Raw genomic sequence first — 13,656 nt, forward strand, 5'->3', positions numbered from 1 at the left:
CGCTAGAGTGGTCTCTTGTGCGTTTAGTTATTGCTCGTTGCTCTGTGGACTACGAAGGTCGCCTCCGTGCGCACCTGCCGCTCGCCACCCGCCTCCTCATGGTCAAAGCCGACGGTTCTGTCCTTGTTCATTCCGACGGCGGCTCCTACAAGCCGCTGAACTGGATGTCACCCCCGGCTGTCATGCGGGACACCATCCCAGATGAGACCGACCGCCAGGCCGGCGTCGAGTCCGTCTGGCACGTCGCCCATCAGAAGAGCGATGACCGCCTGATCGTCCGCATCTACGAGACATTGCACGATTCCAATCATGAACTCGGCCTCGATCCCGGCCTGATCAAGGACGGCGTCGAGGCAGACCTGCAGCGACTCCTCGCTGAGCAGATCGAAACCCTTGGCGCCGGGTACACGCTGGTACGCCGCGAATACATGACGGCCATCGGTCCCGTCGATATCCTCGCGCGCGACGCCGCAGGGGCCACCGTCGCGGTCGAACTCAAGCGCCGCGGCGACATCGACGGCGTCGAACAGCTCACCCGCTACCTCGAGCTCATGAACCGCGACCCGCGCCTCGCCCCGGTCCGCGGAGTCTTCGCTGCGCAGCAGATCAAACCCCAGGCGAGGACCCTCGCCGAGGACCGTGGCATCCAGTGCCTGGTTCTCGACTACGACGCCATGCGCGGCGTCGACGACTCGGCGTCGCGCCTGTTCTAGTTGCGGCCCTGACCGCCTAGGATGGGGCCATGGTCGGCAACGATGAGAACTCCGTCCCGCTATCCTCGCGGAATGATGTCCAGAGCCAGCGATTCGCCCTGGCCGGCACGCTCCTGACCGAGGGCGACAAGCTCCCCGGTGCCGTCGTCGCCGTCGACGGGGACAGGATCGAGTTCGCGGGTCCCGCAGCGGTGTTTGCCGAACGGGACGATCACGACTCGTTTCCGCTCGTCCCGCTCGCCGATGACGCGCTGATCATGCCCGGCCTGATCGACCTGCACTGCCACGGCGGCTTCGGTGTCGACTTCTCGACAGCCGGTGAGCAGCAGATCCGAGAGGCGCTCGGCCGCCACTATGAAGCGGGCACGACGACGCTGCTCGCTTCGCTGATGGCGGCGGCGGAAGAGGAAATGCTGGCCGCTGCGGAGCGGCTGGGACCGCTCGTCGCTGAAGGGCTGATCGCCGGGATCCACGCCGAGGGTCCTTTCCTCTCCAAGGTCCAGAACGGCGCCCAATCGTCGGAGGCCCTGCGCGATCCGGATCCGGATTTCGTCGAGGAGCTCGTCGCCGCCTGTCAGGGTGCGCTGCGGACCATGACCTACGCCCCCGAGCTCCCGGGCGCCGACGCCCTCATCGAACAGCTCGTCTCGCACGGGGTCATCCCGTCCCTCGGACACACTGGTGCGACAGCGGAACAGACGGTGGCCTCTCTTGCTCTGGTTCTCGAAGAACTCGAATCAGCCGGCTTCGACGGATACACCGAAACGCCCACGATCACCCACGTATTCAATGGCATGGCGCCGTGGCATCACCGCGCCCCCGGTCCGGTTGGCGCGAGTCTCGAGGCAGCAGCGCTCGGACGCGCCGTCTTGGAAATCATCGGCGATGGTCACCACCTGCATCCCCAGACGCTGCGGATGCTCTTCGCGACGATGCCCGCCTCAGCACTCGCCCTGGTCACCGACGCCACTGCGGCCACGGCGATGCCCGACGGCGACTACCGGCTGGGCGGCCAGCGAGCACGGCTCGCCAACGCCGTCCTCAGGACGGACGACGGCAGGATTGCCGGCGGCAGCGCAACCTTGCTGGACTGCGTCAAGGCATGCGTCGATGCCGGCGTCTCGCTCGCACGTGCTCTGACGGCGGCCACAACTGTGCCAGCGGCGATCCTCGGCTTGGAGGACGAGGTCGGGGCACTGCATGCCGGATTTCGGGCTGACATCCTCGTCACGGACGACAATCTCCAACTGCTCGCGGCCTTCCGCTCAGGTCAGCCCGTAAACGCGGCGGCGTAGCGAATTCACGCAATGTTGCCCGGAAAGCATTGATCGGGCCGCTCGAATGTGTGATGCTGAACTCAACTTTGTGTTGGTGATATCCAAACCCGCAAAGCAGGTTGCGGGTACGAAGCACCCTGGGCCCTCCCCGGAGGACCCTAGTCCTCGACTCCCCCAGCCATTTGATAGAAAGTTCGACAAGAGAAGTACTCAGCAGGAGGAATGAATGGCTCAGGGAACCGTCAAGTGGTTCAACGCGGAGAAGGGCTTCGGCTTCATCACGCCCGATGGAGCGGAGAGCGACGTCTTCGTCCACTACTCGGAGATCCAGACGTCCGGCTTCCGTACGTTGGAAGAGAATCAGCGCGTTGAGTTCGAGGTCGGCCAGGGCGCCAAGGGCCCCCAGGCCACCGGCGTGACCGCGCTCTAGTACCGCATCACCGACACAACGAGGCGGGTGCCCAGACCATCAGGTCTGGGCACCCGCCTCGTTTCGTTTCACCCCCGGTGGTGGATTCGCAGCAGATCCGGCTATCGCCAGGTCCCCACGCCCACCACAGGCCCGGCCTCGAGCCATGAGCTCAGCCCGGTGTACGCGCCGTAGTTCATCGCCAATTCGATGTCATCGCCTTCGTACCGCAGACATGCGATCACCCATCCTGCGGGCAGGCGCTTGGCGTCCTGTCCTTGGGGCTCACGCCAGCCGTCGAGGCGCAGCGAGCTGCGCAGGTACCGGTGACGTGGAATCGGAGACAGCGAGAACAAGGACATGAACTCGAGTTCACGGTCCGCATAACGACAAACCCCCGCCCGCCAACGCCCGGAGGCGTGGCTGACGGAGGCGTCGAATGTGCCCAGGGCACTGCGGAGCTGATACCGGCGGAGTCCGAAGGCACCACACATCATCACGACCACCATGATGGCCACAACGATGAGTAGAATGCCGACGTCGCTCAAGGTAGGACTATCAGTTTCCTGCCGTGGCGGCGTCCTGGAGCTTGGCGTTGTCTGCCACGATCACAACCCTGTTGTTGTCGACGGAGAAGAAACCACCTTCTGCATCGACCAGGATCTTGGAACCCGAGACGGGCGTGATCTCCAGCATGCCAGGCACCATCACTGCAAGCACGGGCGTGTGACCCGGCATCACGCCGATGTCGCCGTCGCTCGTACGTGCTTTGACCAGGGTCGCAGCACCGGACCACACGAAGTGATCCGCTGCGACGATCTCTACGTCCAGTTCGGCCATGACTACTTGGTCGATTCCTGGATCTCGGCCCACTGGCGCTCAACGTCGTCGAGACCGCCGACGTTGTAGAACGCCTGCTCGGCGATGTGATCCATCTCGCCGTCGCAGATGGCCTGGAAGCCCTCGATCGTGTCCTTCAGCGATACGGTCGAGCCCTCAACGCCGGTGAACTGCTTGGCGGTGTAGGTGTTCTGCGAGAGGAACTGCTCGATGCGGCGCGCACGTGCGACCGTCACCTTGTCCTCTTCCGAGAGCTCGTCAACGCCGAGGATCGCAATGATGTCCTGCAGTTCCTTGTTCTTCTGGAGGATCTGCTTGACGCGAACCGCGACATCGTAGTGCGTCTGGCCGACGTACTGCGGGTCGAGGATGCGCGACGTCGAGGTCAGCGGGTCGATAGCCGGGTAGAGACCACGCGACGCGATCGCACGCGAGAGTTCCGTGGTTGCATCGAGGTGCGCGAAGGTCGTCGCCGGGGCCGGGTCGGTGTAGTCATCGGCGGGCACGTAGATGGCCTGCATCGACGTGATCGAGTGGCCCTTGGTGGACGTGATGCGCTCCTGGAGCAGACCCATCTCGTCGGCCAGGTTGGGCTGGTAGCCCACGGCCGACGGCATGCGGCCCAGCAGCGTCGAAACCTCGGAGCCGGCCTGCGTGAAGCGGAAGATGTTGTCGATGAAGAGCAGAACGTCCTGGTTCTGCACATCGCGGAAGTATTCCGCCATCGTCAGTGCCGACAGGGCCACGCGCAGACGCGTTCCCGGCGGCTCATCCATCTGGCCGAACACCAAGGCGGTGTCCTTCAGAACGTTCGCCTCGTCCATTTCGACCCACAGGTCGTTACCTTCACGGGTGCGCTCGCCAACGCCGGCGAACACCGAGGTGCCACCGAAGTTGCGGGCAACACGGGTGATCATTTCCTGGATCAGGACCGTCTTGCCGACGCCTGCGCCGCCGAAGAGGCCGATCTTTCCACCCTTGATGTAGGGGGTCAGGAGGTCGATGGACTTGATGCCGGTCTCCAGCATCTCGGTCGCGCCCTCGAGGTCGGCGAACTTCGGAGCCGGGCGGTGGATCGACCAGCGCTCGGTCGCCTGGATCTCCGAGGCGTCGACGTCCAGGGGCTCACCCAGGACGTTGAAGATGTGGCCCTTGACGCCGTCGCCCACGGGGACGGTGATCGGGGAGCCGAGGTCCTGGACGACCGTGCCGCGGACGACACCGTCGGTGGCCTGCAGCGAGATCGCGCGAACCAGGTTGTCACCGAGGTGCTGGCTCGTCTCGAAGGTCAGCGTACGGGTCACGCCGTTGAGGGTGACCTGGGCGCTCAGTGCGTTGTAGATTTCGGGAAGGGCGTCGGCCGGGAATTCGACGTCGACGACCGGACCGATGACGCGCGCGATGCGGCCGGTGGCCCCGGCACCCGCGGCGGCGGTTCCCTGCTCGTTCAGTTGGGCAGTCATGTCTCTCACTTCGCTTGAGTGTATCGCGTGGATAACGTGTTGATCGGCTGGTTAGGACGCGTTCAGTGCGTCCGCACCGCCCACGATCTCGGTCAGCTCCTGCGTGATCTCGGCCTGGCGCGCGTTGTTCCGAAGTCGCGTGTACTTCTTCACTAGCTCGGAGGCGTTGTCACCGGCAGCCTTCATCGCCCGCTGGCGTGCGGCGAGCTCCGAAGCAGCCGCCTGCAGCATGGCGGCAAAGATCCGGGACTCGATGTAGCGCGGCAGCAGAGCGTCAAGCACCTGTTCTGGCTCTGGCTCGTACTCGTACAGCGGCAGCAGCTCCGAGCTGTCTGTGGGCTCGTCGCCCTCCACTACTTCCAGCGGAAGCAGTCGGATGACGTTGGGCTCCTGGACGACCATCGACTGGAAGCGCGTGTAGACGACGTGGATCTCGTCCACACCACCCTCTGCGTAGTCGGTGGCGAAGTCCTCAAGCAGCGCTGCGCCGATCTCACGTGCGGTTTCGAACTCCGGGTTGTCCGTGCCCCCGGTCCAGGCCTTGGCATACTCGCGTCCGCGGAAGTCGTAGTACGCCAGGGCCTTGCGGCCGACCAGGTAGTACTTGACTTCTTTGCCTTCTTCGCGGAGGAGTTCAGTTAGGCCCTCCGCCTGCTTCAGAACGCTGGCGGAGTAGGCTCCGGCGAGACCACGGTCGGAGGCGAGGATCAGTACCGCTGAACGACGAACCTGCTCAGGTTCGGTCGTCAGCGGGTGGTCCACCTCGGACTGGGACGCGGCGGCAGAAACAGCACGGGTGATCGCGTTCGCGTACGGCAGGGACGCAGTCATACGGCTGCGAGCCTTGCCGATACGGGAAGTGGCGATCAGTTCCATCGCCTTGAAAATCTTGCCCATCGACTGCGTCGATGCGATCTTCTGGCGGTAGACCCGAATCTGGGCTCCCATGTTTTTCCTTTCCTTATCCTCGGTACGGGCGGGTGGGCCTCAGCCCACCCGCCCATTCCGCGGAGATGTCAGCGCTTCTGCTTGACGATCTGTTCCTGGCCGACGGCGTCTTCTTCGATCGCGTCGTGCTCCTCGTGGCCCGGGCCGACGAACTTGTCGTCGCCCTCGCCGAAGAAGCCCTGCTTGAAGTCGGCGACTGCCGTCTTCAGAGCGTCGACAGTGGAGTCCTCGATCTTGCCGGTCTGGGCCAGCGTGGTGAGGATCTGGGTGCGGTGACGCAGGTACTCGAGGAAGTCCGTCTCGAAGCGGCGCACGTCCTCGACCGGAACGTCGTCCAGGTGGCCGTTGGTGCCGGCCCAGACGGAGACGACCTGATCTTCAACCGGGAACGGCTGGTACTGGCCCTGCTTGAGCAGCTCCATCAGGCGAGCGCCACGGGTCAGCTGCTGCTTGGAGGCAGCATCCAGGTCCGAAGCGAACATTGCGAAGGCCTGCATGTCGCGGTACTGGGCAAGCTCGAGCTTGAGGGTACCGGAGACCTTCTTCATCGACTTGACCTGTGCGGCACCACCAACGCGGGACACCGAGATGCCCACGTCGACGGCGGGACGCTGGTTGGCGTTGAAGAGATCCGACTGCAGGAAGATCTGACCGTCGGTGATCGAGATGACGTTGGTCGGGATGTAGGCCGACACGTCGTTGGCCTTGGTCTCGATGATCGGCAGACCAGTCATCGAGCCCGCGCCGAGCTCGTCGGAGAGCTTGGCACAACGCTCGAGGAGGCGGGAGTGCAGGTAGAACACGTCGCCCGGGTAGGCTTCGCGTCCCGGCGGACGGCGGAGCAGCAGGGACACGGCGCGGTAGGCCTCGGCCTGCTTCGAGAGGTCATCGAAGATCACCAGGACGTGCTTGCCGCCGTACATCCAGTGCTGGCCGATGGCCGAGCCGGCGTAGGGGGCAAGGTACTTGAAGCCGGCCGGGTCGGACGCCGGGGAGGCCACGATCGTGGTGTACTCCAGCGCGCCCTGATCTTCCAGCGTCTGGCGGACTGCGGCGATGGTCGATGCCTTCTGGCCGACGGCCACGTAGATGCAGCGCACCTGCTTGTTGACGTCGCCCGAGGCCCAGTTTTCCCGCTGGTTCAGGATGGCATCGACGGCGATGGCGGTCTTGCCGGTCTGGCGGTCGCCGATGATCAGCTGACGCTGGCCGCGGCCGATCGGGATCATGGCGTCGATGGCCTTGATGCCGGTCTGAAGCGGCTCGTGGACCGACTTCCGCTGCGTGACGCCCGGAGCCTGGAGCTCGAGGGCGCGGCGGCCTTCGGCTTCGATCTCGCCGAGGTCGTCGATCGGGTTGCCCAGCGGGTCCACGACGCGACCGAGGAAGTTGTCGCCCACCGGTACGGACAGGATCTGTCCGGTGCGCTTGACCTCCTGGCCTTCCTCGATGCCCGTGAAGTCGCCGAGAATGACGACGCCGATCTCACGGGTGTCGAGGTTCTGGGCCAGGCCCAGAACGCCGTTGTCGAATTCAAGAAGTTCGTTTGCCATGACGGAGGGAAGACCCTCCACCTTGGCGATGCCGTCACTTGCCGTGGTGACGCGGCCAACCTCGACGCGATCTGCGGTGCCCGGTTCGTAGGACGCCGCGAAATCGGTCAAGGCATTGCGGACGTCATCGGCGTTGATGGTCAAATCGGCCATCTGCAGTCCCTGCTCTCCTGTGTGTCTGTCATCGTGTGGATCTTCAACGATGACTGTGTTTGATTCAGTCTGTGTTGTGGCAGCTGCGAAGCGTCAAGCTTCTCAGCTGGCCAGCCTGCGGCGCAGCTCGCTGAGGCGCGAGACCGTGGAACCGTCGAGGATCTCGTCTCCGACAACCACGCGGATGCCGCCGATGAGGTCCGGCTCGATGCTGACGTTCAGCGTCAGCTCACGGCCGTAGAGGTTGTTGAGACCGGTCTGCAATCGATTGGACTGCTCCGCCGTCAACGGACGGGTGACGCTGACGTGCGCAATCCACCGCTGCTGTCGCTTGGCGACCAGTTCAATGAAGCTATTGACCAGCTCGGCCGGCTTCAGACCACGCGGGGCCGTGACGGCCTGGCGGATCAGGAGCTTGGCGGCCTCGCCTGCATTGGGAACGAGCCTGAACGCCAGCGAAGTCTTCGACTCCGCGGACGCCTGCGGCTCGTCCAGCGCGCGCTGCAACTCGTGGCTCGATCCGACGATCTGGCAGAACTCGAAGAGCTGTTCTTCGAGCGCGTCCAGACCGGCCGTGCCGCCCTGGCGTTCCGCCACAGCAACTGCGGTCGTTCCGGCCAGAACTTCCAGCGCGTCCCCGATGTCGCGTGCCGAGCGCCAGCGTGCAGCGGCCAGGTCGGCCGCGGTGGCCTCCGCAGCTGCGGATACCTTGCCCGTGACCAGCCGCGACAGCAGCGCGGCCTTGTCCTTACCGTCGCGTGCAGGATCAGTCAGGGCGCGGCGCAGGCCGGCGTTGCCGTCCAGCAGGCCCAGGATGACAAAGAGTTCCTCGGCCAGCGGGAGCTCAGCGGTCGTGAGCCGAGGCTCCAACTGCTCGAGGGCCGCTGCCAATGACTCGCTCGATACGCCTGCCATTAGTTCGATGCACCTGCACTCTGCTGGGAGTCGAGGTCGGCCAGGAAGCGGTCGACCACGCGTGCCGAGCGATCGTCATCGGCGAGGGACTCGCCCACGATCTTGCCGGCCAGTTCGGTGGCCAGCGTGCCGACCTCGTTGCGCAGGGAAGCGACGGCGGCGGACCGCTCGGCCTCGATCTGCACGTGGGCCTGCTCGGAGATGCGGGCCGATTCCGAGGCCGCCTTCTCCTTCAGTTCCGCCAGGATCTGCGCGCCCTCGGCGCGTGCTTCCTCGCGGATCCGGTTGGCCTCGGTACGAGCGTCAACCAGTTGCTTCTTGTATTCCTCGAGAGCTGCATTGGCTTCGGCCTGTGCGGCTTCCGCCTTGGCGATGCCGCCCTCGATGGCCTGCGAACGCTCTTCGTACGTCTTTTCAAACGCAGGAACAACGAACTTGGTCACAATGAAGAGCAGCACTGCGAAGCCCAGGACCGTGACAAGGATTTCCCACCAGTTTGGCACCAGCGGGTTCGCACCCTCAGCAGCGAGAATAACTGCCTCGTTCATCTTTCACCCGTCTTTCTGAAGAGCGTATGGATTGACTCTGGGCATGTTCAGCCCGAGATTAGTTCCAGACGAAGGCGAACACGAGACCGAGGATGGCGAGCGCCTCGGTGAAGGCCAGGCCCATGAATGCCAGCGGCTGCAGGACGCGCTGGGCTTCCGGCTGACGGGCAACGCCGTTGATGAATGCAGCGAAGACAAGTCCAACGCCGATACCGCCGCCGATGGCAGAGAGGCCGTAACCGATCGCATTGAGGTTGCCGGAGATTTCCATTGTTTTCCTTTCACGATGCCGTCTCGGAACTTCCGATCCGGCAGGTTGATTGCGTTAATGTCGACCCCCGCGAAGAGGGACAGCTATTTAGTGGGCCTCGGAGATCGAGCCCTGGATGTACACCGCGGTCAGCAGGACGAAGACGTAAGCCTGCAGTACCTGGATGAAGATCTCGAACAGGTACATCCCGACACCGCCGGCCATGGTCAGCACGCCGAGCACCGGCATGGCTCCCGAGGTCTGGGTCAGCAGGAAGGCCGAACCCGACGCTGCGAGGGCGATGATCATGTGGCCCGCGAGCATCGTCGCGAAAAGTCGCAACGAGTGCGTCAGCGGGCGGACCAGGAATGTCGACACGATCTCGATGATGACGACCGGAACGATGAAGGCCTTCGGAACGCCCGAGGGAACGACCGCTACCTTGAAGTAGCCGATGCCGTGGGTCCGGATGCCGAGAGCGATCCACATGATGTACACGAATCCGGCCAGCGCGTAGGCCGTTCCCACATGCGACGTGGTCGGCAACTGCAGGAACGGAATCGAGCCGAACAGGTTGTTCACCAGGATGAAGAAGAAGAGCGAAACCAGAACCGGGACGAAGGGCTTGAAGTCCTTCTCGCCGATCAGGTCCTTGCCGACGCTATTGCGGACGAAGTTGTAGCTGTACTCCCCGAGGAACTGGAATTTCCCTGGGACCATCTGGCGACGGCGCGAGGCCGCGACCAGGAACCAGGAGATCAGTGCAACCGAGAGCAGCACCAGCAGCATCTGCTTGCCGAAGCCCTCGCCATAGTGTGCTCCCCACGGAAGAATCTCCGGAAGGTGCAAGTCATCAATCGTCGGGGCAATGAATCCCTCGGATTCATTGGTGGCCGCCGGAAGCGCAAGCGGGATCAACGCGTTTCCTCTCTGCAGTGTCCGTCTTTGGGCATGTGGTCGTCCGCGCGGGGCGGCGTCCCATAAGTCTCTAAGTTGTGTGGGCCTATTGCCCGGTATTCATTCACTCTGGCGCCGCCGGTAAGCAGTTCGGTGTGCGTTCGCCAGCAGGCCACCCGCAATAGCGCCGATGGCGACCCCGGCAAGCCAGATCCAGCGGGTTGGCAAGAGGAAATCCAAACCCCAGCCTATCAAACCGAAGGCGAGCATCCCGCCGACAATGTAGTTGATGAACTCGCGGGTCCACGAACCGTTAGTCGGCTCGCGATAGACCTTCTTATGCTGCTCCACGGGCACCCCGCTCTCGGGCGGCGTCGGAGACGGGTTCGTCGTCGTACAACTGGAAACGAAGTCTCGAGAAGACGATCAATTCGGTCGCCTGCCAGGCGATGACCGCCGCAACGGCTGCGCCGACGAACCACGCCCCGTCGACCCACGCCGGCGTGCCCACGAGGAACACCACGGCGCCGAACCCGACGACTTTGACAATGTAGCCGAGCATGAAGGCGCCCAGTGCGGCCCGCGGGTTGCGCAGGCCGACGTAGTGCCCGATGAGTAGCGTGATACCGAAGAACACTAGGACGAGCAGAATCGCGGAGGCGACACTGGCGACAGCCGGCAGGCCCGATATCAGGCCCGCTGCGACGCCGCCTGCGACCACAAGTGCGAGGGAGACCAGGCTGCAGGAGCGCAGAATGCGAAGCCAGGGCTGCGGGGTCTCCCCCGCAACACGTCGAGGCCGTGCCTCTCCTGTGCCGTTCGCGCTCATGAAGGTCCCGTCGATGCTGTGCTGGCGGAATGAGTGAATGGGTCCGCATTGGACACCGCCGTAAATTCTACATTACGTAGAGCGCTGTCCGCTACGCGCCGCGCCTCTTCTTCCACGCGGCGAGGCTGCGGCGGAGCCACGGCCACATCGTCAGGAGCGCGGCGCCGAGCGCTGCAAGCAGGTTGATGCCGACGATGATCCGCCAGTCGAACTCTTTGAAGATGAACGCCACGGATCCGAAGGCCACGATTGCGGACCAGAGATAGAGGACGAGCACCGCCTGACGCTGCGTGTAGCCGCCGTCGACCAGGATGTGGTGCAGGTGGCCGCGGTCCGCGGAGAACGGGGAGCGCCCGTTGGCGGTGCGCCGGATGACCGCGAGCGCTAGATCCAGCAACGGCAGCATGATCACCGCGACCGGAAGGAGAATCGGCATGTAGGCCGGGATGTTGCGGAAACGGTAGCCCTCCTGCGCTCCGACATCGCCCGTCACCATGATCGCGGCGACGGACATCAGCAGACCGATGATCATGACGCCGGATTCGCCCATGAAGATCTTGGCGGGATTGAAATTGTGCGGCAGGAAGCCGAGGCACGCTCCCAGCAGGATTGCCATGAGCATCGCCGAGAAGTTCGAGTTGTCGTACTGGCTGATGGTGCGGGCGAGCCAATAGCAGTAGACGAAGAAGGCCATCGCCCCGATGGCTCCGACTCCAGCGGCCAGCCCGTCGAGGCCGTCGACGAAGTTGATCGCGTTCATCGTGAGCACGATCAGGAACACCGTCAGGGCGATCTGCACCGACTCCGATGGGATGCCGATCCATCCGACCGGCATCGCCTCCAGCCGCACGCCGCCGGCAGCGATCACGAACCCTATGAGGGTCTGCCCGGCTAGCTTGAAATACCAGCGCAGGTCCCAGAGGTCGTCTGCCACACCGATCACAAGGGCCAGGAGCGCTCCTGCGACCACAGCCAGTGCAGGCCCGGGGTCGCGGAACGAGCCGGAGAGAAAGTCCACTCTTGAGGCCACGGCCACTCCCAGCAGGACAGCGACGATCATCGCCACGCCCCCGAGCTTCGGGATCGGCGCCGTGTGAACGTCCCGATCGCGCAGCTCGGCCGGCCCAACCCGCAGCCCGACGCGACGCACCAGCGGCGTCAGCAGGAACGACGTCGCGAAGGTGAGGGCGATGAGGAGTAGGTACAGGCGCATCGAGGGCTAGGACTGCTCGGACTCGTCGGCCGCGGTCTCCGTCGGCTCCGCCGCCTCGGCCACCGTAGCCTCCTCGCCTTCGGCGAGCAGCTCGGGCACCACCTGACGCAGGGTCTCCAGAGCGATGGCGCCCTGTCTGACGACGGCGGGCGTCGCCGCGGTGAAGTCGACAATCGTCGAGGGGAGCGCCTCGCCGTCCCGGGGGCGTTCTCCGTCCGCCAGATACACGGCCACGACTTCGCCGAGCTGGTTCTCGGCGTCGTCGGCGTTGGTTGCGGCGACCTGCCCGGTGCGGTTGGCTGAGGACACGGCCAGCGGGCCGGCCTCGCGCAGCAGCGCGAGGGCGATCTCATCGTCCGGCATGCGCAACGCGACGGTGCCCTTCGTTTCGCCCAGGTCCCACGACAGCGAGGGCTGCGCCTGCAGGATCAGGGTCAGGGCGCCGGGCCAGAAGCGTTCGGCCAGCGCGCGGGCGCTGTCGGGCACGGACGAGGCCAACCCGTCGAGCGTTTCGGGGCGCGGGATCAAGACGGGCGGTGGCATGCTGCGCCCGCGGCCCTTCGCGGCGAGCAGCGTCGCCACGGCCTGCGGGGAGAACGCGTCGGCGCCGATCCCGTACACGGTGTCCGTCGGCAGGACGATGCATTGCTTCTCGGAGAGGGCGATCTTCGCGGCCTCGAGACCAGCTTCGCGGTCCGCGGCATCCTGGCAATCAAAACGTGATGTCACGGGTGTCATTCTTCCATGGGGTTCGCAGTTATCGGCGCAAGTCGCCGACGGAGTCTATCCGGCCCGACGCGCGGACGTGCAGCGCGCGCGGTCGGTCAGGTCGCGGTGCCCGGCCACGTCCGCCCAGGCACCGGTGCGTTCGAAGAGGGCTTGCATCGCCCGCTCCTGCACCTCGGCATGCTCCAGCGCGACGTAGCCGCCGGCGGACAGCAGCCGCCGCGCGGTCGCTTCGACCGCGCGCGGCAGCTCCATCCCGTCGGCTCCCCCGCCGTACAGCGCGAGTTCGGGATCGTGGTCGCGCACTTCGGGCTCGTTGGGAACGGCGTCAGCAGGAATGTAGGGCGGGTTGGAGACGACGACGTCGACTCGCCCGTCGAGATCCTCGAAGGCCGTTCGCAGGTCCCCGACGCGCAGCTCGACGCCGAGCGGGGTCAGGTTTCGCTCGGCCCAGGCAGCGGCGTGCTCACTCAGTTCGACGGCGTGCACGACGGCGGCTGGTACTTCCGAGGCGATCGCGGCGGCGACCGCGCCCGATCCCGTACCGAGGTCGACGACGGTGGCGCCGCCGGTCGCGGCAACTGCGGCTCGCGCCGCGTCGATACCGAGCTGCGCGAGCGTCTCGGTCTCGGGGCGCGGGACGAAGACCCCCGGGCCGACGGCCAGGTCGAGGTGGCGGAAGTGCGCTACCCCGGTGAGGTGCTGCAGCGGAATACGGCGGGCGCGCTCGGCAACAAGTTCGTCGAGCCCGGCCGGCGCGGGGGCACCGGCGAGAGCCAGCGCTCCGACGCGGCCGCGGCTGACGCCGAGCAGGTGGGCCGCGAGCAGCTCAGCGTCGACACGCGGGCTGGGCACGCCTGCCTCGGCGAGCACAGCGGAGGCGGCGCGCAGCGCGGAGGCGAGTTCCGCCGTCGTACCCACT

Annotated in this window: 17 protein-coding genes; 3 read left to right on the plus strand and 14 right to left on the minus strand. The window is 65.2% G+C overall.

Annotated elements, in window-relative coordinates:
- Positions 1-17: 17 nt before the first annotated feature.
- The 3 genes from nucS (at position 18) to EV380_RS06150 (ending at position 2,420) form a co-directional block, all read left to right on the plus strand.
- Positions 18-713: an endonuclease NucS gene (nucS, locus tag EV380_RS06140; RefSeq protein ID WP_130450061.1), complete on the plus strand. Its 696-nt coding sequence runs from the start codon at positions 18-20 to the stop codon at positions 711-713.
- Positions 714-742: 29 nt separating this feature from the next.
- Positions 743-2,008, plus strand: a complete 1,266-nt coding sequence (locus EV380_RS06145) for an N-acetylglucosamine-6-phosphate deacetylase (protein WP_130450063.1) — start codon at positions 743-745, stop codon at positions 2,006-2,008.
- 208 nt (positions 2,009-2,216) lie between these two features.
- Positions 2,217-2,420, plus strand: a complete 204-nt coding sequence (locus EV380_RS06150; protein WP_102159867.1) for a cold-shock protein — start codon at positions 2,217-2,219, stop codon at positions 2,418-2,420.
- Between the two features lie 101 nt (positions 2,421-2,521).
- Here EV380_RS06150 and EV380_RS06155 read toward each other — a convergent pair whose 3' ends face one another.
- The 14 genes from EV380_RS06155 to prmC form a co-directional block, all read right to left on the minus strand.
- Positions 2,522-2,908, minus strand: a complete 387-nt coding sequence (locus tag EV380_RS06155) for a DUF2550 domain-containing protein (protein ID WP_130452108.1) — start codon at positions 2,906-2,908, stop codon at positions 2,522-2,524.
- Between the two features lie 49 nt (positions 2,909-2,957).
- Positions 2,958-3,239 (minus strand): F0F1 ATP synthase subunit epsilon, encoded by a 282-nt coding sequence (locus tag EV380_RS06160; RefSeq protein ID WP_102159863.1) that lies wholly within the window; start codon positions 3,237-3,239, stop codon positions 2,958-2,960.
- Positions 3,240-3,241: 2 nt separating this feature from the next.
- Positions 3,242-4,702: a F0F1 ATP synthase subunit beta gene (atpD, locus tag EV380_RS06165; protein ID WP_102159860.1), complete on the minus strand. Its 1,461-nt coding sequence runs from the start codon at positions 4,700-4,702 to the stop codon at positions 3,242-3,244.
- A 51-nt stretch (positions 4,703-4,753) separates the two neighbouring features.
- Complete coding sequence (locus EV380_RS06170; protein WP_102159859.1) at positions 4,754-5,650, minus strand: F0F1 ATP synthase subunit gamma; 897 nt, start codon at positions 5,648-5,650, stop codon at positions 4,754-4,756.
- Positions 5,651-5,718: 68 nt separating this feature from the next.
- Entirely contained in the window at positions 5,719-7,356 is a 1,638-nt protein-coding gene (atpA, locus tag EV380_RS06175) for a F0F1 ATP synthase subunit alpha (protein ID WP_130450065.1), read from the minus strand.
- Between the two features lie 102 nt (positions 7,357-7,458).
- The gene (locus EV380_RS06180; RefSeq protein WP_130450067.1) at positions 7,459-8,271 is read right to left on the minus strand and encodes a F0F1 ATP synthase subunit delta; all 813 of its coding nucleotides are present in this window, start codon (positions 8,269-8,271) and stop codon (positions 7,459-7,461) included.
- On the minus strand, positions 8,271-8,819 hold the full coding sequence (locus tag EV380_RS06185; protein WP_102159853.1) for a F0F1 ATP synthase subunit B: 549 nt from the start codon (positions 8,817-8,819) through the stop codon (positions 8,271-8,273). Before EV380_RS06185 ends, EV380_RS06180 begins: the two co-directional genes overlap by 1 nt.
- 58 nt (positions 8,820-8,877) lie before the next feature.
- Positions 8,878-9,090: an ATP synthase F0 subunit C gene (gene atpE / locus EV380_RS06190; protein ID WP_102159851.1), complete on the minus strand. Its 213-nt coding sequence runs from the start codon at positions 9,088-9,090 to the stop codon at positions 8,878-8,880.
- A gap of 87 nt (positions 9,091-9,177) precedes the next feature.
- A complete protein-coding gene (gene atpB / locus EV380_RS06195; RefSeq protein ID WP_102159849.1) occupies positions 9,178-9,987 on the minus strand; it encodes a F0F1 ATP synthase subunit A in 810 nt (269 codons plus the stop codon).
- A 99-nt stretch (positions 9,988-10,086) separates the two neighbouring features.
- Complete coding sequence (locus tag EV380_RS06200) at positions 10,087-10,317, minus strand: AtpZ/AtpI family protein (RefSeq protein WP_130450069.1); 231 nt, start codon at positions 10,315-10,317, stop codon at positions 10,087-10,089.
- A complete protein-coding gene (locus EV380_RS06205; RefSeq protein ID WP_130450071.1) occupies positions 10,304-10,795 on the minus strand; it encodes a hypothetical protein in 492 nt (163 codons plus the stop codon). Before EV380_RS06205 ends, EV380_RS06200 begins: the two co-directional genes overlap by 14 nt.
- Before the next feature lie 91 nt (positions 10,796-10,886).
- The gene (locus EV380_RS06210; protein WP_130450072.1) at positions 10,887-12,008 is read right to left on the minus strand and encodes an MraY family glycosyltransferase; all 1,122 of its coding nucleotides are present in this window, start codon (positions 12,006-12,008) and stop codon (positions 10,887-10,889) included.
- 6 nt (positions 12,009-12,014) lie between these two features.
- Positions 12,015-12,746, minus strand: a complete 732-nt coding sequence (locus EV380_RS06215) for an L-threonylcarbamoyladenylate synthase (protein ID WP_130450074.1) — start codon at positions 12,744-12,746, stop codon at positions 12,015-12,017.
- Between the two features lie 45 nt (positions 12,747-12,791).
- On the minus strand, positions 12,792-13,655 hold the full coding sequence (gene prmC / locus EV380_RS06220) for a peptide chain release factor N(5)-glutamine methyltransferase (RefSeq protein WP_130450076.1): 864 nt from the start codon (positions 13,653-13,655) through the stop codon (positions 12,792-12,794).
- Position 13,656 lies beyond the last annotated feature (1 nt).

The organism is Zhihengliuella halotolerans, from assembly GCF_004217565.1.
In the GTDB taxonomy this organism is placed as follows: domain Bacteria; phylum Actinomycetota; class Actinomycetes; order Actinomycetales; family Micrococcaceae; genus Zhihengliuella; species Zhihengliuella halotolerans.